Origin of the sequence: Bacillus silvicola (genome assembly GCF_050524305.1) — a bacterium.
GTDB lineage: Bacteria > Bacillota > Bacilli > Bacillales > Bacillaceae_G > Bacillus_A > Bacillus_A cereus_AT.
Map to the genome: position 1 here is coordinate 353,726 of NZ_JBNGVC010000002.1, position 21,209 is coordinate 374,934.

Genomic DNA, 21,209 nt, shown 5'->3' on the forward strand with positions numbered 1-21,209 from the left:
ATACGAATAGATTAGAAATGAGGTATATATGAAGCAATTGATTCTAAAAGATTGGAGAAAAATATGTAGCTATATTTTAATTATAATAGGAATTATTATTATTAATAAGTCATTTTTATTTTGTATGGTAGAGGGAATTTCGATGCAACCTACTTTGAATGAAAATAATCGCATACTAGTTAATAAGGCTAGTGTTTATTTTTCTTCTTTTCATCATGGTGATGTTGTAATAATAAAAAAAGAAGACGAGCCTACATACTACGTGAAACGAATTATTGGATTACCAGGGGATAACATACAATTAAGAAACGATGTGGTATATATTAACGGTAAAAAGCGAGATGAGTTGTATATACAGTTAGATATGTCACAAGTATCAAATCATTTTTCAAACTTTAGAGAAATGAAAGTTCCCTCGCATAAATTATTTGTATTAGGTGATAATCGAAATCATAGTAAAGATAGTAGGAATACACTTGGACTTATCGATGAGTCACATGTAATAGGTAAAGTGAAAATGGTATATTATCCATTTGATCAAATAAAATGGTTAAAATAATTCTATTAACTATTCACGTTTTATAAAATAATTCATATATTGATAGCATAGGACAAGCAGAAAAGCTTATCCTAACCTCACAGAACACTCCTTATCACAGTTAGGCATCTACTTATGTAGATGCCTTTTCCGATGACTGATAATTATTTATCAACCTAAAGTAGTAAGCATATTGGGACTATTAGAGGAAGATTGCTTGTAATAATAACAGTACGATTAATAAGAACATTGAATTGTAAGGAGTGAGAAATACGTGTTGAATATTTTAATAATTAATTTTCCTGCAGAGGGACATGTAAATCCTACATTAAGTTTAGTAAAGGCCTTTACTGAAAGAGGAGATAACGTACACTATATTACAACGGAAAACTTTAAGGAAAGGCTTGAAGTTTTGGGGGCTATTGTACATACTCATCCGGATTTATTAAAGGAGATTTCTATTGATAATGAAACTTCATATGGATTAAAATCTTTCTTTCATGTACATGTTCAAACTTCTTTATATATATTAGAAATTACGAAAGAATTATGTAAAAGCATAAATTTTGATTTCGTAGTTTATGATATATTTGGTGCCGGAGAGTTAGTAAAGGAATATTTACAAGTTCCAGGCATAGTTTCCTCTCCTATATTTTTAATTCCACCAGAATTATTGGAAACCTTGCCTTTTCATCCAAATGCAGAAATACAATTCCAACCCGATGAACTCTCTGAAAAGTTACTGTATCAAATGGAACATGAATTTGGAGTAAAGCCCAAAAATAATCTTCAATTTATGCATAATAAGGGAGATATTAGTCTCGTGTATACAAGTCGTTATTTTCAACCTAATAGCGATTCGTTCGGAGAAAACAATGTTTTTATTGGACCGAGTATTATAAAGCGCAAAACAAATGCAAAGTTTCCACTTGAATTGCTTTCAAAAAAGAAAGTTATTTATATTTCAATGGGAACACTTCTTGAAGGGCTCGAACCATTTTTTAATACTTGTATTGATGCTTTTTCAAATTTCGAAGGGATTGTAGTAATGGCGATCGGTGATAGAAATGATATTTCAAAAATTAAGCAAGCACCAGACAACTTTATTATAGCCCCTTACGTACCTCAATCAGAAATATTAAGTGAAGCAGATGTTTTTATTACACATGGTGGAATGAATAGTGTGCACGATGCAATTTATTACAATGTCCCATTTGTGATAATACCACATGATAAAGATCAACCTATGATAGCGCAAAGATTAACTGAGCTTGAGGCAGCACATAGATTATTGAAAGAGCATGTTAATGTGCAAACTTTAAAAGAGGCGGTAACAGATGTTCTTTCAAATAAAAAGTATAAACATGGCATTCGAAAACTGAATGAAAGTTTTTTAGAGTGTGGCGGTTCCAAAAGAGCCATTGCAGTTATTGATGCTCTTTTAAATAAATAGTTCGGACAATATAAAAGCATAGAGGATCTACCTTTATGCTTTTATATTATTATCCAGCAAATTGTACAGCAGTATTTGCATGTAAAAAAGCAGTATCAAAAACAGGAACAGTAAGGTCATTTTGGGAAATAAGCAATGGTATTTCAGTACAGCCTAGTAATATACCTTCCGCACCGTTTTGAATTAATGAATTGGTAATTTGTATTAGTTTCTCTCTTGAAGTTCCTGAAATAATGCCTCTACTTAATTCGTTTAATATGACGTGATGGATAAAAGTTCTTTCTTCGTCATTTGGGATAATTGTCTCAATGTTATATTTTGCTAGTCTTGATGTATAGAAATCTTGTTCCATCGTTTGTTTTGTTCCTAATAGTCCGATACGTTTTATATTCTGTTCTACCATTTCTTTAGCACTTACATCACCGATATGAAGAAGTGGGATTGATATTGCTTGTTCTACTTCCTCAGCAAATAAATGGACCGTATTTGAACACATTAGTAAACATTCCGCCCCGGACTTTTCAACCTTTTTAGCAACTGTGACTAATTTGTTTTTCACTTCTTCATATTGATGGTTTTGTAATAAAGTAGTTACTTCTCCAAAATCCATACTATATAAAACTAGCTTCGCATTTTGATCGTATTGAGAGAGTGTTAGAGTATTAATATGTTTATAGTATAGTGATGTAGATTCCCAGCTTAACCCACCAATTAAACCAATTACTTTCATCATACATTCCCCCCTGTAACAATTTTGAATTTATTATTTCATAATTCCGATAAGAATACAATGATTTGAATGCACTATTTAATAAAAAATAAAAATAATTAGAAAAGTGTTGAAATTTATCTTTCTTAGTGCCATAATACGAATTACAAATTAATACTTATCCAGAGAGGTAGAGGGAACGGCCCTATGAAGCCTCAGCAACCCCTATGTAATTACATAGGAAGGTGCTAATTCCGCAGAGGACATTATGTGTCTTTTGAAAGATAAGGGGATTCTTGTACGTGAAAGAAAATGACCTCTTATTTAAGAGGTCATTTTTTGTTGTATAGAAAGGAAGTGTCGATGCATAATTTATTTTCAAAAGAAATATAGAGTATTAAAAGTTGAATAATACGAGAGGGGAATTGTAATGAACAAATTAACGACAAAGCTAGTAGTAGCTATTGGAATTGGAGCAGCTTTATACGGGGTATTAGGGCTTTGGGGATTTTCTATCGCACCGAATACATTTATTAAACCCGCATTGGCTATTTTAACAGTTTTTGGAGCGTTATTTGGCCCGGTAGCAGGACTTTTAATAGGACTCATCGGTCATACCGTTACAGATACGATCGCTGGTTGGGGTATTTGGTGGGGATGGGTTATTAGTTCAGGTATTATTGGTTTTGCAATGGGACTCATACAAAAAAGAGTTGGTTTTAGTGTAAAACATGGAACGTATAATAACCGTGATATTTCTTATTTTGCAATTGCAGGGTTAATTGGTATTGTCATTGCTATTATATTTGCTGGAGCATTCGATATTATTGGGATGGGAGAACCGTTTGACAAAATAGTTATACAAGTACTAGGCGCAACAATTGCAGACGTTATCGTATTTTTAGTTCTTGGCTTACCAATCACGATCGGATTAGCGAAATCAAATAAGAAACATACACATTTAAAAATTGAAAAGTAGGGATGAATACATGCAACCAATTATTTCTTTTGAACAATTTACCTTTCAATATAGGCATGCCATGCAGCCTACTTTAAAAAATATTACATTTCAAATATATCCTGGGGAAAAGGTACTTATCGCTGGACGAAGTGGTTCAGGTAAGTCAACATTAGCGCATTGTATAAATGGGCTAATCCCATTTTCTTACGAAGGGATAAGTACCGGTAACATTTTAATAGCTGGAAAGGACCCGAGAAAAGGTAGTGTTTTTGAACAGAGTAAACACGTAGGGACAATATTACAAGATCAAGATTCACAATTTATAGGTCTTACTGTCGAAGAGGATGTAGCATTTGCATTAGAAAACGATTGTGTAAATCAAATAGAAATGAGAAAGATTGTTACGGATTCTTTAAACAAGGTAAGCATGCAGGACTTTCATACACAAAGTCCACATGAATTATCAGGAGGCCAAAAACAGACAGTCTCTCTTGCAGGTCTGCTAACGACAAATACAGATATATTATTATTTGATGAACCGTTAGCTAATTTGGATCCTGCATGTAGTTTGAATACAATAGAACTTATTAAAAATATACATGAGAAATATAATAAAACAATTGTAATTATTGAACATCGAATAGAAGAAATTTTAAACCTTGATTTAGATAAAATTATTTTAATAGACGAGGGAGAAGTTATTGCCATTGGTTCACCGGATAGTATTTTAAATTCTAATATATTACCAAATATCGGACTAAGAGAACCTATTTATATAGAGGCGCTAAAGAAATTAAATTTTGACAGTAATAATGTTAGGGTATTTCCAATTGAAAATCTTCGTAATGCAGGCGTTCATAGCCTATTAAAAAACTGGATGCAGAAGCAAGTTTCATCAAAAAATAAATATATTAAAAAAGCTTTATGCAAGATAGAAAATTTATCATTTACGTACAATAACAAACATACAGCCTTAGAAGATATCAACCTTTCAATAGGAGAGGGAGAAATAGTAGCGTTATTGGGTCATAATGGAGCAGGGAAATCGACATTAGCTCATACTCTTATAGGAATAAATAAAACAAAGAATGGGAGAATAACATTCGATGGAGAAAATATTAATTCTTGGTCTATTCGTAAACGCGGGGAAGTTATTTCTTACGTTATGCAAAATCCAAATCAAATGATTACACAGCCTACTGTTTTAGAAGAGGTTTCATATTCATTAAAATTAAAAAAGGTTTCTAAAGATGAGATTGAGACAAGAGTCGAAAAAGCTTTAAGAATTTGTGGATTATATCCATTTCGTAACTGGCCAATTCAGGCATTAAGCTATGGACAAAAAAAGAGGCTTACTATTGCATCTGTACTTATAACAAACCCAAAAATTATTGTATTAGATGAACCGACAGCTGGACAAGATTATTACCATTACAAACAGTTTATGTCGTTTATTAGAAAATTGGCTGGAAGGGGCATATCCTTTATTATTATCACACACGATATGAATCTTGCTTTAGAATATGCAGATCGAGCGGTAGTTCTGCATGAAGGGAAAATTATTGCGGACAATACTGTATCTGCTGTTTTAGGGGATCAAGAAATGTTACAAAGAGCTAATCTACGGGAGATTTCATTAATAAAACTAGCTAAATTAAGCGGAATTCCAACTCCAGAAACATTTGTGAAACTCTATATTGAGGCTAATAGGAGGGAGGAATATGCATAATACGTATTTTTATCGTATGGATGGTGCAATTAAATTATCTATATTTATATTTTGTATGACACTTACTTTTTTATTTTTTGATTTTCGTATATTGCTAATTTTATTTATTGTTGGATGTATCGGCCTCTTAATTGCAAAAATTCAATTGCGTAAAATAATAGTTATTTTCAGCGTTATATTTACATTTAGTTTATTAAATTCCGTTATGATTCTTTTTATTACGCCCACCCATGGATCGGAATTAACGGGATCGTATACCTCTTTTTTTTATATAGGTTATGCAACAATTACATATGAAACTTTATTTTATGCAGCTACACTTTCATTGAAATATTTTACGTTATTACCATTTACACTTCTCTTTATTTATACAACTCATCCAAGTGAATTTGTGAGCAGCTTAAATAAATTTGCTGTTCCTTATAAAATTACATATGCAATAAATATTGCACTGCGTTATATACCAAGCATTCAATCTGAATATATAATCATTAGACACGCACAGGAAGCAAGAGGCGTACCTTTTGAAAAAGGAGAAGCGAGCTTGTGGATTCGTATGAAAAACCGTGTTTTAATTTTTTGGCCACTTATTATTCATTCATTAGAAAGGATTGATACTGTTTCAAATGCAATGGATTTAAGAGGTTTTGGAAAAAAGGATAAACGAACGTGGTACTATGCAAAGAACGCACAAAAGGAGGATTACATCACACTTTTTGTTGGTATTATCATTTTGGTTATTGCAATTTACTTAAAGCTGAATGTATTCCAAAGTTTCTGGTACCCATTTTAAAGCACTCTCAATAAAGTGCTTTTACTAATTTTTATGAAGACATGCTCAAAAATGGGAGATACACATACTGTATAATACGAACCAGTTAAAAAAATCAACTACCTATTAGTTTTCAAACCAAAAGGAGGAAAAAACATGAGTTTCGGTGGTTCTTGTGGTTTTGGTGGAGGTTTCGCTTTATTAGTTGTGTTATTTATTTTATTAATAATTGTTGGATGCAGCTGTTGGGGCTGAGGATACTAATTTCTAATTAGTCTCTACAAAATGTAAACTTAAAAAACATAGTAGGTACTTTTTGTATCGTAATAAATGAAAAAGGAGCTTAATAGCTCCTTTTTCATTTATTATACGAAATCTCCTCATTACTACATTTAGGTAATGTGATTGTTAAAGTAGTTCCTTTATTTATAACACTTCGGATTTTCAATGTGCCTCGCATCGTTTCGATAATTTTTACAGCAACCATTGTTCCTAAACCAGTACCTTTCGTTTTTGTACTAAAATATGGTTCGCCAAATCGGTTAATTTGCTCTTGCGACATTCCAATTCCACTATCTTGAATCCGTATTATGACCTTATTATTATTAACAGTTGCAGATATAATTAGATTACCGCCACTTGGCATTGCTTCTATACTGTTTTTTATTAAATTTAAAAAACATTGATGGAAGTGCTGTGTATTACCAATAATTATTCCCTCAGAGAACTCTTGTGTAATATTAATATTATTCATATTACATAAAGGCAATATCATTTTAATAACTCGATGTAACTCGTGCTCAACTGAAATACGATCTAGTTTTTCTGAAGCAGGTTTGGCAAAAGTTAAGTAATCATCAATAATTGCCTGTGCACGATTTAACTCTTCAAGTATATGTTCAATATATTCATCTCTGGATTGTTGAGTTATATTGGGTGTTTTTAAAAGTTGTGTAAATCCTTTTACAACCGTCAAAGGGTTCCGTACTTCATGTGAAATACTTGCAGCGAGTTGACTGACAATCTCCATTTTTTCAACTTTTATTAATTTTGATCGCATGCATATTGCATCTTTTAAAACTTCATTAAAATAGACCATAAATAATATTAAAATAGTTGGTAATAGAATGAAATAAATAATGTACAAATTATTCACTTCAAAATCCGATAGAGTTAAAACAATTACTGTTGTAAACAATGCAAGGAAAAAAGTTAAAAATATGGATGAAGCTACTTTCATTTTTCTATTGTATGTATTAAATTTTGATGATGCGAATACTGTAATTATTAACATCATTCCATACACAATGATTGTTAACAGGCTAAAACCATAAAACATAAAACGTGTTATTAATAAAATCATGAGTAATGCAATACCGACAGGAAATCCACCATAAAGTGTACCAATTAAAAAGGGGATTTGTCTTAAATCGTGAATACAATTTTCATCCATATAGATGGGGTACCGCATACATAAAATTAGTGGGATGCTCGTACAAAGAATGATAAGCAATTTCTTATATTTCTTCCTAAAGTATCCACTATCATAAATAAAATAAAAAACAAATATACTACTTAAAATATATAGAAGATTATTTAAAACATTTTGATTAATGTAAACAAAGTTCATAATACATGCCCCGTTATCCTGAATTTCAATCCCATATGTATTATACATTATAAAAGTACAAGTTTTATATACTCATTTTATAATGTATGTAGTTTTTAAAACTTTTCAGCGTTATAGACTTTTAACCATACATTATTAAACTCTTCCATTGACGCATAGCGCTCACTACGATTTTCATTTACAGCACGGTATGCTACTTCATATAGGCCTTCACTAGCTTCCCATTTCATAAAGGAACGATCTTGCCCGCCACCTAATAGTGCGAAAGCCATAGCCCCCATATTAAATACATTAGTTTTCCCGTCTATTATAGCATTAAGTTGAAACTCTTCAGGTGACATAAAACGCGAGGACCCCCACAGTCGCCCCATCTTATTTACATACGGTTTGTTACTGTATAAATCAATATCACAAATTTTTGTTTCATTCGTTTTAAAGTTGTACAAAATACTACCGTCATAAAAATCAATAGCTACATAGTTTTTGTGTTCTACGTAAGTGTGGAAAGAAAAAATAGAATTCAATGATACGATGCGTTCCTTAATAGATAAATGCTTAAATTTATAAAATGGTGAGCTAGGATTAATATATTTCGCTGGAGGTGGGAAACTCCAGTGCGGGTGAAGACATTCACCATCAAACCAATCAAAAATTAAAACATATCCTTGTTGTACAGGGTAGTGTTCAATTAAATTTATAAGAGAATTGTGTTTTAATTCATGGTATATAGTAACTGAATTTTTCAACCTAATAATAGCTGCATCTGAAGTTCCTTCATATGCAACAGTTGATGCTCCTGCATATTTAATAAATTTCTTTTCCCCATTCTTTTCAACACCGAAACTTATATACCCTGAATCTTGCTGATCAAAAACGGTAAATACTGTTCCTAATTTCATAAGCCAATCAAAATTATGATGTTCTTTTAATTGGAATGTTACATTATTTAACTGAATTTCAACTGGAATATCTTTCATTATTCACCTCGTATTTACTATAATTAAGTTGTATATTGCATTATTCGACACATTTTTGCGGAATCCCTATGTTAATAACGTGAAATTTTATAAATATAATGATAAATACTATTAGGAGGAGAATAAAATGGAACAACAAATTTTAATTAAACCATATCAAAACGAATGGCATGAAGAATATGTAACAGAAAAAGAGAAATTCATTTCTTTGTTGCGGGAAGAAATTATTGCTATTGAGCATATAGGAAGTACAGCAGTAGAAGAATTAGGAGCTAAACCTCTTATTGATATGATGATTGGCGTAACTAATTTACAAATTACTGAAAATTGGACTGAAAACCTTGCAGAAATTGGATATGAATATGTCCCAAAAGAAACACCGAATTGGCGTTTTTTTAGAAAAGGGAAATGGAGAGCTGGTACTCACCATTTACATGTTTATATTTATAATAGTGAAGAATGGAGGAACAACCTATTATTTCGAGATTTTCTCATAAAACATGAATGGGCACGAAAAGAATATAGCGAATTAAAAGTAAGACTTGCTACTACATATCCTTTTGATCGTGTTTCATATACAACTGCAAAAGCCCCGTTTATTCAAAAAATAATAGTTTTAGCTAAAAAGGATTAATACAAGATGTAAGTCATTTTGAAATTCTCATTTTATTTTAATCATTCTCTCATGTTCCTTTCTTTTTTATTTGATACACTGCTTGTTACAGAGCCTTTATAAGTAAGGGGATTTAAAAATGGAGAAGATACTAAGAAATAAATATGTTCATATGTATGTTAAAATAATTGGTATTACTATTATTGTTTGCAGTGTAGAATTGCTATTTATTAATGTTTTGTACGGGAATGTATTAAATGTACAATGGCTAAATAAGAAATTAGGTTCTTTAGGTGAATACGGGGCAATTATAGCTGCATCATTATGGTTCTTACGTCAAATATGGTTATTTTTAAAGAAAAAAAATATGCACGGATTTAAAATGATTAAAGAGCTATACCTTTTCATAAAACAGTTTCACGTATTAATTGGATACGCTGTAATAGCTGTTACGACTACTCACGGCATTTACTTTTTAATAAAAGGAAGTCGTCATATAATACTAATATATAGTGGTATATTTTCTCTTTTATCCTTAGTAGCATTAGGGGTTGCAGGCTTTACTTTACAGAAATCTAATCAGAAAACAAAATTGATGATGTATCGAAAAGTACATCAAATCATCGCAATTATATTCGGAATAGGATTACTTATTCATTTAATCGTATAGGAGGAAGTACCGTTGCAACATATATTAATTATTGAAGATGAGGAAAGCTTGGCAGATTTTTTAGAACTAGAATTAAAGTATGAAGGATATAAAGTAGATATACAACTTGATGGAAGAAAGGGATTAGAAGCTGCACTTGAAAAAAGTTATGATCTCATTTTACTTGATTTAATGTTACCAGGATTAAATGGACTGGAAGTATGTCGTCGACTAAGGGCAACTAAAAATACACCTATTATTATGTTGACTGCTCGTGATAGTATTATGGACCGTGTGACAGGCTTAGATAGTGGAGCGGATGATTATCTTCCAAAACCATTTGCGATTGAAGAACTTTTAGCACGTATGAGGGTTATTTTTAGAAGAGAAGAAACTACAGAGCAAAAGCACACATCATTTCTTACGTTTAAAGATTTACAGCTTCAGATTGAATCTCGAACTATAACTAAAGGAAATGAAGAAATTGAACTTACAAATAAAGAATTCGAGCTACTGCTTATGTTTATGAAAAATATTAATCGAGTTCTTACCCGTGATATTTTACTGGACCAAGTATGGGGATATGATGCAATGGTTGAGACAAATATCGTTGATGTGTACGTTCGTTATTTACGTAATAAGTTACATAGTGTAGATAAGGAGGAGTATATCCAAACAGTCCGCGGTGCTGGATATATAATGAAATGATAAAAAACATTATGTACCGAATTAGAAATTTACCTATAAAGTGGAAATTAACACTTTGGTCCACTACACTAGTGTTTATTTTGTTTATTTTGTATAGCGCATTACAATTCATTGTAATTAATAAGTGGACTATAGATTATGAACAGAAACAAATAAACAGACAAGTGACAGAAATAGCGGCATATTTTCAAGATAAAAATGATACGCTCTCGAGCAAAACATTTGAAAATAGTAAAGAATTTCTAAACAACATGATCGATAAGCATCAAATGATTCGTATTATAGGAAGAGATGGAAAACCTATTGTTACTGTTTCACGAGACTTTAATGAAGCATGGATAGAGCCCAAAATGGTTACGCAAGATGAATCATTTATAAAAAGACATATAGAGGATCGAATATTAGTTGAGCGCATACCCATTCAAACAAAAAAATTCACTGGAACTATTGAGCTTGCGAAAAACTTAGAGACATTTGATCATTTATTAAAAATAATTTTAGTGGTAATGGTTGTTGCGGGACTATGTGGATTAGTGTTTAGTTTTTTAGGTGGAATACTTATAACGAAAAAGCTTTTATCGAGTGTTCAAAACATAACAGAAACGATGAAGCGTATTAAGAAAAACGGACTAAATGAAAGGGTTCCAGTACGAGAAAATAATGATGAACTCGCAAAATTATCAATTCTTTTTAACGAAATGATGGATGAAGTAGAAACCTCATTTACACAGCAAAAGCAGTTTGTAGAAGACGCATCGCATGAATTAAGAACACCATTAACAATTATTCAAGGGCACTTATCGATGCTAAATCGATGGGGGAAAAATGATCCAGCAGTATTGGATAAATCCCTTCAATCCAGTTTAAAAGAAGTAGATCGATTAAATAAATTAGTTTCAGAACTGCTAGAGCTATCAAGGGCTGAATCAGAACAGATGCATCCAGTAGCAGCCGAACGAGTCCATGTTAATAGCGTATTGAAACAAGTTACGCAAAACTTTGCAGTACTGCAAACTGACTTTCAATTTGATCTGAAATTGGATACAGATGAAGCTTATGTTTCAATCCCATCATCTTACTTAGAACAAATTATTATTATTGTAATGGATAATGCGGTCAAGTATACGAAAGAAGCTAATAAGTATATTTGCATCGAATCAAGTATACAATCGGGCAAAATTAAAATTAGTATAATAGATCACGGAGCGGGCATACCTGAAGCAGATTTACCTTTTGTTCTTAACCGCTTTTATCGAGTTGATAAAGCGAGAAGTCGTAAACAAGGTGGCAATGGACTAGGATTATCAATTGCAAAACGGCTTGTAGAAAAATATAACGGAACTATTCAATTAGAGAGTAAAGAAAATGAAGGAACAATTGTTACGATTACATTTCCTTATACTACTCATTAATAGCTAAGTTTATAAAATTCTTTTTGAAAAAACTCTTTAAAAGGAGGAATACATTTGTATTTCCTCCTTTTTTGATGCTTAGAAATCAAAAAAATTTATTTATTTCGATATTTCTAGTACATTGAAAGTATTAAGGGGGAATAATTAATGAAAGCTATTGTACATCAACATAAAACAGGATTAGAAGGTTTAGAATTTAAATTATCAGCTGAGATAACACCTAATGTTGGGGAAGTTAAAGTGAAATTAAAAACAGCAGGTTTAAATCATCGTGATTTATTTATTATGAATAATAGAAAAGAAATGGAATTACCATTAATTTTAGGATCAGATGGTGCAGGTATTGTTACGGAATTAGGAGAAGGTGTTTCAAATATCACACTACATACAGAGGTTATTATAAATCCTAGTATTGGATGGAATAATACTCACGAAATACCAGCGTTACCTGAAGTGTTAGGTGGACCAGCAGATGGAACGTTTGCCGAATATGTTATTGTGCCAGCTGAAAATGTAATGAAAAAGCCATCATATCTTACGTGGGAAGAATCTGGTGTGTTATCTTTATCGGCATTAACTGCATATAGAGCACTTTTTACAAAAGGGAAATTGAAATCTGGAGAACATGTTCTAATTCCAGGAATCGGCGGTGGTGTAGCAACTTTTGCTATGTTATTTGCTAAAGCAATTGGAGCAAAGGTGAGTGTTACTTCAAGGATAGAGAGCAAAAGAAAGACTGCAGAAAAATATGGAGCAGACTTTTCTTTTAATAGTTCTGGTAATTGGGAAGAGTGCTTACATGGAGAAAAAGTAGATTTAATTATAGATAGTATAGGTCCGGCGACTTTCTCGAAATATTTTGATGTATTAAAACCAAACGGAAGAATTGTTAATTTTGGTGCAAGTTCAGGAGATAAAATTGAATTACCGTTACGAGCATTATTTTATAATCAAATCGATATTATGGGAACATCAATGGGGAGCAGTGAAGAATTTAATGAGATGATTCATTTTATAGAGGAACATAATATTAAACCCATCATTGATAAAGTATATCCATTAGAAGAAGCAATTCAAGCTTTAAATCGAATGCAGCAAGGAGAACAATTCGGTAATATTGCCCTTCGTATGGAGTAAAAATATGATTTCAGAGAAATTATATTTAAATGAACATGTTAAATATTATATTCATGCATAAAGTGTTTACCATACTATTTAAAATGTTTTACAACCTTTATACATACTTAGCTCTTGTAAATAGTTACACGATTGTCAAATGAATAGTAATAACATGAGAATTAGATGAGAAAAGTTTAAGCCCATTTTCATATTGATGTTGTATACTGTGTAAATCAAGAACTTGTATCTTTATTTAAAGTACAATGAGAAATAATAAGGAGAGAGTAATATGAATTACACAGTATTTCAATGGATTAATAACTTTGCTGGATCATCCAAGCTATTAGATTCGCTAATGATTGCTATTACAAATAGTGTTCCATATGTAGCCATTCTATTCATGCTTATCCTATGGTTCAATAATGGAAAGAAAGAAAATGCAATTAGAAAACAATATACAGTGTTATATACGACAATTTCAGTTAGTATTGCATTGTTAGTAAATGTTCTTATACATGCGGTTTATTATCATCCGCGTCCTTTTATAACACATCATGTAAATCAATTAGTACCACATGCAGCAGATTCATCATTTGTAAGTGATCATTCTGTACTCGTATTTTCGATTGCTTTCGTATTTATTCTTAGAGGAGAAAAACTTAAGTATATCGCGTTAATATGGGCAATATTAGTCGGTGTATCACGCATGTACGTAGGCGTTCATTATCCTCTAGATATAATTGGTGCTGCGTTCTTAACATTTATTACAAGTGGATTAGTAATGCAAGGCGCACGTATATTTGAACCGTTAGCAAGTTTTATTTTCAAAATGTATGCACTAGTAGCAAAACGAATTCCTTTTTTAGCGAAATATAACCATATAGCTTAATAAAAAGAACCTACTTTTTGTAGGTTCTTTTTATTTGAAGATTCTTAAATTTCACTTACCGTATTTTTATGTTAAAAATATAAAATACGAAAAAACAGATAACAACATAGCTAGTTTTCTTATTGTTATAGAGGAATTACTAAAAAAACTTCGAAAAATATAGTATCTAATACAATAAAGAACATATTTAGAAATACAGCTTTACATTAATACATTGGAAAAGAAAGGAGATAAATATGCATAAACTTCAAACGAATAAAGGCGCTCGATATATGATGATTGCTTTTATTGTTTTGTTTCTTATTATGCTTTTACGTATATTTTATATTCAAGCAGTAGGAGTCGTACATAATGTTAATGTAAAGGATCTTGCAAATGATCAACAAAACAAAAATGGAGTTTTGGAGGCAAATCGCGGGACGATTTATGATCAAAACGGTAAAGTATTAGTCCAAGACTCAACAACATATCGCATCGTTGTAAATTTAAAAGGAACAGATAAATTAAAAGATAAAGAAGATACTGCACAACGTTTAGCAGATGCGCTTGAGGTTGATAAAGAAGAGATCATGAAAAATTTTCATGAAGGACGTACACAAGTTGAAATTGGTAAAATTGGACGTAACTTGTCTAGAGAAACGAAGGAAGAAATTAATAATTTGAAAATACCAGGTGTATCTTTCACAACAGAAAAAGCGAGAGTATATCCAAATGAAGATTTCGCCTCGTATATACTTGGTTTTGCAAGACCAGACGATAAAGGTAATGCGGAGGGGAAATTTGGGCTCGAAAAAAGTTTAGATAAATATTTGCGCTCTACAAATGGTAATGTTTCATATGTAGGTTCACGAAAAGGAATCCCACTTACAAATGACATAGGAAAAGTAGAACCCGCTAAAAATGGGAACAACGTATATCTCACATTAGATAAACAAATTGATAGTTTTTTAGAAGAAGCAATGAATAAAACGCAACAACACTATGAGCCTTCTATGTTAATAGGTATTATAGCGGATCCAAAAACCGGGCAAATTTTAGCAATGTCTAGTAAGCCTAGTTATAATCCTAACAAAGGAGACATTGAATATTTTTTAAATGATCCAATTGCGAATGCATACGAACCAGGATCTACAATGAAAGTATTCACATTAGCTGCCGCAATTAATGAAGGTGTATATAATGGCAAAGAATATTTCCAATCAGGAAAATACGCAGTTGGTTCAGCAGAAATCAAAGATCATAATGGTGGATATGGATGGGGCTCAATTACATTTGATGAAGGGTTTGAAAGGTCATCGAACGTCGCCTTTTCTATTTTAGAAGACCAATTACTGAAACCAAATAAATTCAAGCAATATATGAATAAATTTGGTTTCAATCAAAAAACAGGTATAGATTTGCCTGGAGAAAGTAAAAATACATTATTGTTAAATACTCAAATCCAACAAGTTACTACTTCTTTCGGCCAAGGCTCTACTGTAACTCCTATTCAAATAGTACAAGCAGCCACAGCTATAGCAAATGACGGAAAAATGATGCAACCATATATTGTTGATAAGGTTGTAAATCCAACAAATAAACAAGTTATTATGGAAAATCAACCTAAAGAAATTGGGAATCCGATAAAAAAAGAAACCTCAGAAAAGGTAAGAGGCTTAATGGAGCGAGTAATAACTTCGTCAAAAGGAACGGGAACGATGTATAAAATTGATGGTTATTCAATTGGCGGTAAAACAGGAACAGCGCAAATCCCCAATCCTGAAAATGGACGATATATGGAAGGAAAAGAAAATTATATTTTTTCTTTCTTAGGAATGGCTCCAATTGATGATCCGCAGCTAGTCGTATATTTAGCTATTAAACAACCGAAATTAAAGGGCGATGAGTACGGTGCCCAGCCTCTTGCTGAAATTTTTAAACCAGTTATGAAAAATAGTCTAGAATATTTAAAAGTGAAACCATATACAGAAAAACAAATGGCAGATGCAACTAAACAAACTGAAATAAAAGTACAAAATTATGTGAACCAATCGATAAACGTAATAAAGGATATGGCAGAAAAAGATAAACTTCAGCCAGTATTATTAGGAGAAGGAAAGATAATAAAACAATATCCACAGACTGGTGAAATAATGAGGGAAGGAGATCGTATATTTCTAGTAGGAAATAATGTGAAAATGCCTAGCCTAAAAGGTTGGTCAATGCGCGATGTTATGTATTTATCAAAATTATTTAAATTAGATTTAAAAACGACCGGTACAGGATATGTAACAAGTCAAAGTATTGAAAAAGGACAAGACTTACAAGAAGGAGATACTTTAATGCTAGACTTAGAACCGCCGTTACAACCATTAGCAGAAGCTAATACAAATTAATAGGGATTTTGAAAGAGCCTGTAGATAATAGGCTCTTTTTGATACAATTCCAAGCAATTTCACGCACCGTATTTTTTAGAAAAATATTAAATAAAACATTTATCAAATTGGACGAAAATCAAAAAAGACACCTCTTTAAAAGACTGATTATTTTTTATTTACAGTTAAATAAACTTGTGATAATATGGAAAACATTAAATGCAGTGAAGAGAAGAGTAAATAAAATGAATTTTTCACAGAGAGCTCCATTTAGCTGAAAAGGAGTAAAAATTCTTTATTGAACCAAGCCTCTGAGCAGCACATCGGAACCTTTTATGTGGGGATGGTGTGACGGTAGCTCCCGTTATAGAGCTAAGGTATAAGCATGAATGCAATGCAGTACCTGATAAGGTTAATATGGTGACATATTAACAAACTAGGGTGGCACCGCGATGATAAATCTCGTCCCTAAGACTAAAAAGTCTTGGGGGGTGGGATTTTTTTATTGTTTTAAAACAATTTAGAAAGCGGGTGCCTAAAGTGAAAAAAATACTTGAAGATTGGAAATATCCTTTATTACTACTGTCCGGAGTTGGTATTGCAAATTTAGGTGCATGGATTTACCTAATAGCACTTAATGTACTTGTCTATAATATGGGCGGATCAGCCTTAGCTGTTGCTACTTTATATGTGATAAAGCCATTAGCCACGTTATTTACAAACGCTTGGTCAGGAAGTATGATTGATCGTTTAAATAAACGAAAGTTAATGATTCACCTCGATATATATCGAGCAGTATTTATTGCTATTTTACCTTTAGTTCCATCCCTTTGGATTGTCTACCTCTTAGTATTTTTTATAAGTATGTCCAGTGCGATTTATGAACCAACTGCTATGACATATATGACGAAATTAATTCCAGTAGAGCAAAGACAACGTTTCAACTCACTACGTAGTTTAATAGGGTCTGGTGCATCTTTAATTGGTCCAGCGGTAGCGGGAATATTTTTAATAGCGAATACACCAAATTTTGCAATATATATGAATGCTATAGCATTTCTGTTATCAGGGTTCATTACATTACTTTTACCTAATCTTGATAAAGAATACGATTCTAATACATCAAGTGATAAATTGTCTCTAGCTTTACTAAAAAAAGATTGGAACATAGTTTTAAGTTTTAGCAAAAAATCTGTGTATATAGTATGTGTTTACTTCTTATTCCAAGGGATGATGGTATTAGCTACCGCAAATGATTCACTTGAACTATCATTTGCGAAAGAAATTTTATTGTTAACAGATAGTGAGTATGGCTTTTTAGTTAGTATCGCTGGAGCGGGTTTTATTTTAGGAGCCATAACAAATACAATTTTATCAAAAAAATTAGTACCTTCATTTCTAATTGGAATCGGATCATTATTCATTGCAATCGGATATTTGATTTATGCCTTTTCAAATGAGTTTTTAATGGCTGCTATCGGATTCTTTATTTTATCTTTCTCTATGGCATATGCAAATACAGGATTTTATACATTTTATCAAAATAATGTTCCTGTTCATATGATGGGACGGATCGGAAGTATATATGGGCTTGTTATTGCGGCAATAACCATTTTTATAACGATTCTGTTCGGCGTTGCAACTCAATTCATTTCTATACAACTTGTAGTCATTGTAGGAGTATTGGTAATGCTACTTATTACTATTATATTGTGTGCGTTTACCTTATTATCTTCAAGGTCCAAGGTATATTCAACAGAATCAATAGATTCGAAATAATTTTTCTTTTTTTTACAATTGATGGCACGTAATAAGAGGGTTCTTCCATCTATATATTGAAAAATAATTAGGTGGAAGAACATTATTGGATGATAAGGGTGGTTGTCATGATCAATACAAATGATGTGGTTGCGAAAATTGTCAAAGAATTACACCAAGAATTAGAGTTTTCCGGGGCAATCTTAATAAAAAGAGAAAATGACATTATCTACGAAAATTCGTTTGGATACGCTAACCGAAGTGAAGGTATAACCAATACACTACAAACAAGATTTGGAATCGCTTCAGGATGTAAAATATTCACTGCAATCGGCATATGTCAACTCGTTGAGAAAGGTTTACTTTCTTTTCATACAAAGTTAACAGATTGTTTAAGTATTGAATTTCCAAACTTCGATAAAGACATTACAATACATCAACTTTTAACGCATAGCTCTGGTATTCCGGATTATTTTGATGAAAGTGTTATGGATAATTTCGAGGATCTTTGGGAGAAAACGCCTATGTATCTATTAAAAGGTTTAAGAGACTTTTTACCATTATTCCAAAACAGTAATATGATGTTTGCCCCAGGAAGTAAGTTTCACTACAACAATGCAGGTTTTATCATACTTGGATTAATTATAGAACAACAGTCAGGACTTGAATTTACGGAATATATAGAAAAGAATATATTTGTTCCAGTTGTCATGAATGATTCGGGTTATTTTTCTTTAGATAGTTTACCTAAAGATACAGCCCTTGGATATATAAAAGATGGGAATAATCAAAAATGGAGAACAAATGCATACTCTATACCTATTAAGGGAGGTGCTGATGGCGGTGCCTACGTTACCGCACCAGACATGTTGAAATTTTGGAAGGCTCTATTTAACAATGAAATATTAAGCCACCAATTTACAAATTTACTTTTAACTCCTCATATTTCGGTGAATAATAGCCAGTCTTACGGTTATGGAATATGGATTGAGAAAAAACAGAATACCATTTTTAAATATCATGTAATGGGATATGATCCAGGCGTTAGTTTTCGCTCGGCCATATATCCAGACTTAGGAATTACATTAGTTATTCCATCAAATAAAGGAGTAGGACCCGAAAAATTAATGACAGAAATAGAAGGAGCTTTTTAATTACATGGATATAAAAATTAGAGCATATAAAAAAGAAGACGAAATAGGCTGGGTACGTTGCCGTGCGTTATCGTTTTTAGATACAGCATATTATGATAACGTATTTAGAGAGAAAGAAAAATATGAAAATCCTGCTATTGAATTAGTAGCTGTACACGAAAATCAAATAGTGGGTTTGATAGATATTGAATACGAATTAGAAGAACGTACTGTTTGCTCAAGAGGAACTGGTCTTGGCGGTATGATTTGGCATATTGCAGTTCATCCAGATTTCCGTAGAATGAAAATTGGTGATCAACTATTACATGAAGCAGAAAAGATAGCTAAAGAACTTAAGCTAAATCGACTGGAAGCATGGACTAGGGACGATCTATGGGTACATGGATGGTATGAAAAGAACGAATTTGTAAACGTAGATTCATATTTACATGTTTATTCCGATCATACAGACGAAATAAAAGGTGTAATAAATAGTAATATAAAACAGTTATATCCGGTTCAAACATTTGCTCATTACACAGGTGAAAATAAAGAAGAGATAAGGCAAAAGTTTAAACGGGTTCATGATTGTATCTGCTTTGAAAAATATTTTAGTTAATGCGTGATAAGCAATAAATTAAAAACCTTCGTTAAATTTACAAAATGAAGGTTTTCTTTAATGGACTGTAATTCTATACAGATAAAAATCAAATTATACGCACGTAAATTTTTCAGTTGAATATTTAAGTTGTAATTCGTATGGTTATATATAAAAATGATGATATACAGTTTTGATATTGATCTGAAGGGATGTGTTAGCAGTTTGTATATGATCAGCGGTAGTGTGTTTATTGTTTTGGGAGTTATCTGTTATTTGATTGTACGAAGTATTTTAATTGGGATGAAAAATAAAAAGCATGTAAATTGGTGGAAAGAATTAATTAGTTTTCTATTTGTAGTATACATTTGTATGCTTGTTGCAGTAACTTTATTCCCTTTACCAATTGGCTTTCCTTCTAGGATTGAAAATCTTAGTCGTTCAGTCAATATTATCCCCTTTGCATCAATTATTAAAGATATTGGTCAAATAGGGAGTGCTTATGATGGTGATGTCCTATTTATGACTAGTTTAATCGTAAGGAATGTAGGCGGGAATATTTTATTATTAATGCCTTTAGGATTTTTAGCACCAATAATATGGGATACATGTAAAAAGAGCAAAAATATAATTTTATTAGGTTTTGTTATATCAGTTTGTATTGAATTATTACAATTAATTGAGTCGTTATTTAGTGGATGGGGTCGCATTACTGATATTGATGATGTAACCTGTAATGTTCTAGGTTCTATTCTTGGATTTATTATTTATAAAATGGCTTTAAAAATAGCTGCTAAATTTAACATTCAAGTATTAGATAAGGCTAATTCTAAAGGTGTAGAATCTATTGATAACTAAAAGTTTAAACGAGTTCATGGATATACTTGTTTTGAATAAAGGTATTAAAAGGCGTACGAGTAAAAAGTACGTCTTTTGACTTTTATAAATAATGCTTAAGACTGATGAAAGATTACATTCCATATTTTACAATTAAAAGTGGCTATTGCATTTCAAGTATGGAATAAAGAAAGGAGAATATAATTTTTAAAGGGAAACGTGTAAATAGGGGGAATTTAATTGGATATTATCGTTGTTATTCTTATTATCGTTTTAATGCAAGGTAAAGAACGTAAAGTGAAAATTAATCGTATTTGGCTAGTTCCAGCTTTATTGTGTTATGTAACAGTTCAGTCCATTGTTCATATGG

The 21,209-nt window shown here is 31.7% G+C and carries 20 protein-coding genes, 1 pseudogene, 1 riboswitch and 1 other annotated feature; of the genes and pseudogenes, 18 read left to right on the forward strand and 3 right to left on the reverse strand.

The annotated features are described in order from the left end of the window. Positions 1 to 28 precede the first annotated feature (28 nt). Positions 29 to 559: a signal peptidase I gene (lepB, locus tag ACP6L7_RS08910; RefSeq protein ID WP_097829317.1), complete on the forward strand. Its 531-nt coding sequence runs from the start codon at positions 29 to 31 to the stop codon at positions 557 to 559. Positions 560 to 812: 253 nt separating this feature from the next. Next, on the forward strand, positions 813 to 1,991 hold the full coding sequence (locus ACP6L7_RS08915) for a macrolide family glycosyltransferase (protein ID WP_097829316.1): 1,179 nt from the start codon (positions 813 to 815) through the stop codon (positions 1,989 to 1,991). A gap of 49 nt (positions 1,992 to 2,040) precedes the next feature. Here ACP6L7_RS08915 and ACP6L7_RS08920 read toward each other — a convergent pair whose 3' ends face one another. Beyond that, entirely contained in the window at positions 2,041 to 2,724 is a 684-nt protein-coding gene (locus ACP6L7_RS08920) for an aspartate/glutamate racemase family protein (protein WP_141533395.1), read from the reverse strand. Between the two features lie 151 nt (positions 2,725 to 2,875). Further along, a riboswitch (SAM riboswitch) is annotated at positions 2,876 to 2,991 on the forward strand. A 139-nt stretch (positions 2,992 to 3,130) separates the two neighbouring features. Between ACP6L7_RS08920 and ACP6L7_RS08925 the strand changes: the two genes are divergently transcribed. From ACP6L7_RS08925 to ACP6L7_RS08940, 4 genes are all read left to right on the forward strand, one after another. Further along, a complete protein-coding gene (locus ACP6L7_RS08925; protein WP_097829315.1) occupies positions 3,131 to 3,679 on the forward strand; it encodes an ECF-type riboflavin transporter substrate-binding protein in 549 nt (182 codons plus the stop codon). Between the two features lie 10 nt (positions 3,680 to 3,689). Then, complete coding sequence (locus tag ACP6L7_RS08930) at positions 3,690 to 5,390, forward strand: ABC transporter ATP-binding protein (protein ID WP_097829314.1); 1,701 nt, start codon at positions 3,690 to 3,692, stop codon at positions 5,388 to 5,390. Continuing rightward, positions 5,383 to 6,183 carry an energy-coupling factor transporter transmembrane component T family protein gene (locus ACP6L7_RS08935; RefSeq protein WP_097829313.1) on the forward strand — a complete coding sequence of 267 codons (801 nt, stop codon included), beginning with the start codon at positions 5,383 to 5,385 and terminating at the stop codon, positions 6,181 to 6,183. The genes ACP6L7_RS08930 and ACP6L7_RS08935 overlap by 8 nt, the downstream gene beginning before the upstream one ends. 135 nt (positions 6,184 to 6,318) lie before the next feature. Then, entirely contained in the window at positions 6,319 to 6,417 is a 99-nt protein-coding gene (locus ACP6L7_RS08940; protein WP_016115012.1) for a YjcZ family sporulation protein, read from the forward strand. 103 nt (positions 6,418 to 6,520) lie between these two features. On the opposite strand, the gene ACP6L7_RS08945 is transcribed toward ACP6L7_RS08940, so the two are convergent. Further along, positions 6,521 to 7,840, reverse strand: coding sequence for a sensor histidine kinase (locus tag ACP6L7_RS08945; protein ID WP_141533396.1), 1,320 nt, complete (start codon positions 7,838 to 7,840; stop codon positions 6,521 to 6,523). Between the two features lie 47 nt (positions 7,841 to 7,887). After that, positions 7,888 to 8,769: a protein kinase family protein gene (locus ACP6L7_RS08950; RefSeq protein WP_097829311.1), complete on the reverse strand. Its 882-nt coding sequence runs from the start codon at positions 8,767 to 8,769 to the stop codon at positions 7,888 to 7,890. A gap of 127 nt (positions 8,770 to 8,896) precedes the next feature. Here ACP6L7_RS08950 and ACP6L7_RS08955 point away from each other — a divergent pair, with 127 nt between their 5' ends. The 12 genes and pseudogenes from ACP6L7_RS08955 to ACP6L7_RS09010 form a co-directional block, all read left to right on the forward strand. After that, on the forward strand, positions 8,897 to 9,403 hold the full coding sequence (locus tag ACP6L7_RS08955) for a GrpB family protein (protein ID WP_097829310.1): 507 nt from the start codon (positions 8,897 to 8,899) through the stop codon (positions 9,401 to 9,403). A gap of 118 nt (positions 9,404 to 9,521) precedes the next feature. After that, positions 9,522 to 10,052: a hypothetical protein gene (locus tag ACP6L7_RS08960; protein WP_097829309.1), complete on the forward strand. Its 531-nt coding sequence runs from the start codon at positions 9,522 to 9,524 to the stop codon at positions 10,050 to 10,052. Positions 10,053 to 10,064: 12 nt separating this feature from the next. Then, positions 10,065 to 10,739: a response regulator transcription factor gene (locus tag ACP6L7_RS08965; RefSeq protein ID WP_097829308.1), complete on the forward strand. Its 675-nt coding sequence runs from the start codon at positions 10,065 to 10,067 to the stop codon at positions 10,737 to 10,739. Next, the gene (locus ACP6L7_RS08970; RefSeq protein WP_097829307.1) at positions 10,736 to 12,151 is read left to right on the forward strand and encodes a sensor histidine kinase; all 1,416 of its coding nucleotides are present in this window, start codon (positions 10,736 to 10,738) and stop codon (positions 12,149 to 12,151) included. Before ACP6L7_RS08965 ends, ACP6L7_RS08970 begins: the two co-directional genes overlap by 4 nt. Positions 12,152 to 12,298: 147 nt before the next feature. Continuing rightward, positions 12,299 to 13,288, forward strand: a complete 990-nt coding sequence (locus ACP6L7_RS08975; RefSeq protein WP_097829306.1) for a zinc-binding dehydrogenase — start codon at positions 12,299 to 12,301, stop codon at positions 13,286 to 13,288. A 271-nt stretch (positions 13,289 to 13,559) separates the two neighbouring features. Continuing rightward, positions 13,560 to 14,159: an undecaprenyl-diphosphatase gene (locus ACP6L7_RS08980; protein ID WP_097829305.1), complete on the forward strand. Its 600-nt coding sequence runs from the start codon at positions 13,560 to 13,562 to the stop codon at positions 14,157 to 14,159. Between the two features lie 236 nt (positions 14,160 to 14,395). Further along, complete coding sequence (locus tag ACP6L7_RS08985; RefSeq protein WP_097829304.1) at positions 14,396 to 16,534, forward strand: penicillin-binding protein; 2,139 nt, start codon at positions 14,396 to 14,398, stop codon at positions 16,532 to 16,534. 194 nt (positions 16,535 to 16,728) lie between these two features. Next, positions 16,729 to 16,986 (forward strand) — a binding site (T-box leader). Positions 16,987 to 17,053: 67 nt separating this feature from the next. Continuing rightward, on the forward strand, positions 17,054 to 18,292 hold the full coding sequence (locus ACP6L7_RS08990) for an MFS transporter (protein WP_097829303.1): 1,239 nt from the start codon (positions 17,054 to 17,056) through the stop codon (positions 18,290 to 18,292). A gap of 107 nt (positions 18,293 to 18,399) precedes the next feature. After that, positions 18,400 to 19,425: a serine hydrolase domain-containing protein gene (locus ACP6L7_RS08995; protein ID WP_097829302.1), complete on the forward strand. Its 1,026-nt coding sequence runs from the start codon at positions 18,400 to 18,402 to the stop codon at positions 19,423 to 19,425. Positions 19,426 to 19,429: 4 nt separating this feature from the next. Further along, complete coding sequence (locus tag ACP6L7_RS09000) at positions 19,430 to 20,023, forward strand: GNAT family N-acetyltransferase (RefSeq protein ID WP_097829301.1); 594 nt, start codon at positions 19,430 to 19,432, stop codon at positions 20,021 to 20,023. A gap of 204 nt (positions 20,024 to 20,227) precedes the next feature. Continuing rightward, positions 20,228 to 20,860: a VanZ family protein gene (locus ACP6L7_RS09005; RefSeq protein ID WP_141533397.1), complete on the forward strand. Its 633-nt coding sequence runs from the start codon at positions 20,228 to 20,230 to the stop codon at positions 20,858 to 20,860. A gap of 219 nt (positions 20,861 to 21,079) precedes the next feature. Next, positions 21,080 to 21,209 (forward strand): annotated as a pseudogene (locus ACP6L7_RS09010) (DUF1453 domain-containing protein); the annotation flags it as partial.

Excerpts from the sequence above, each read along its gene's own strand:
- lepB (WP_097829317.1), top strand. The coding sequence starts at position 29 with ATGAAGCAATTGATTCTAAAAGATTGGAGAAAAATATGTAGCTATATT.
- ACP6L7_RS08920 (WP_141533395.1), bottom strand. The coding sequence starts at position 2,724 with ATGATGAAAGTAATTGGTTTAATTGGTGGGTTAAGCTGGGAATCTACA.
- ACP6L7_RS08925 (WP_097829315.1), top strand. The coding sequence starts at position 3,131 with ATGAACAAATTAACGACAAAGCTAGTAGTAGCTATTGGAATTGGAGCA.
- ACP6L7_RS08930 (WP_097829314.1), top strand. The coding sequence starts at position 3,690 with ATGCAACCAATTATTTCTTTTGAACAATTTACCTTTCAATATAGGCAT.
- ACP6L7_RS08935 (WP_097829313.1), top strand. The coding sequence starts at position 5,383 with ATGCATAATACGTATTTTTATCGTATGGATGGTGCAATTAAATTATCT.
- ACP6L7_RS08940 (WP_016115012.1), top strand. The coding sequence starts at position 6,319 with ATGAGTTTCGGTGGTTCTTGTGGTTTTGGTGGAGGTTTCGCTTTATTA.
- ACP6L7_RS08945 (WP_141533396.1), bottom strand. The coding sequence starts at position 7,840 with ATGTATAATACATATGGGATTGAAATTCAGGATAACGGGGCATGTATT.
- ACP6L7_RS08950 (WP_097829311.1), bottom strand. The coding sequence starts at position 8,769 with ATGAAAGATATTCCAGTTGAAATTCAGTTAAATAATGTAACATTCCAA.
- ACP6L7_RS08955 (WP_097829310.1), top strand. The coding sequence starts at position 8,897 with ATGGAACAACAAATTTTAATTAAACCATATCAAAACGAATGGCATGAA.
- ACP6L7_RS08960 (WP_097829309.1), top strand. The coding sequence starts at position 9,522 with ATGGAGAAGATACTAAGAAATAAATATGTTCATATGTATGTTAAAATA.
- ACP6L7_RS08970 (WP_097829307.1), top strand. The coding sequence starts at position 10,736 with ATGATAAAAAACATTATGTACCGAATTAGAAATTTACCTATAAAGTGG.
- ACP6L7_RS08975 (WP_097829306.1), top strand. The coding sequence starts at position 12,299 with ATGAAAGCTATTGTACATCAACATAAAACAGGATTAGAAGGTTTAGAA.
- ACP6L7_RS08980 (WP_097829305.1), top strand. The coding sequence starts at position 13,560 with ATGAATTACACAGTATTTCAATGGATTAATAACTTTGCTGGATCATCC.
- ACP6L7_RS08985 (WP_097829304.1), top strand. The coding sequence starts at position 14,396 with ATGCATAAACTTCAAACGAATAAAGGCGCTCGATATATGATGATTGCT.
- ACP6L7_RS08995 (WP_097829302.1), top strand. The coding sequence starts at position 18,400 with ATGATCAATACAAATGATGTGGTTGCGAAAATTGTCAAAGAATTACAC.
- ACP6L7_RS09000 (WP_097829301.1), top strand. The coding sequence starts at position 19,430 with ATGGATATAAAAATTAGAGCATATAAAAAAGAAGACGAAATAGGCTGG.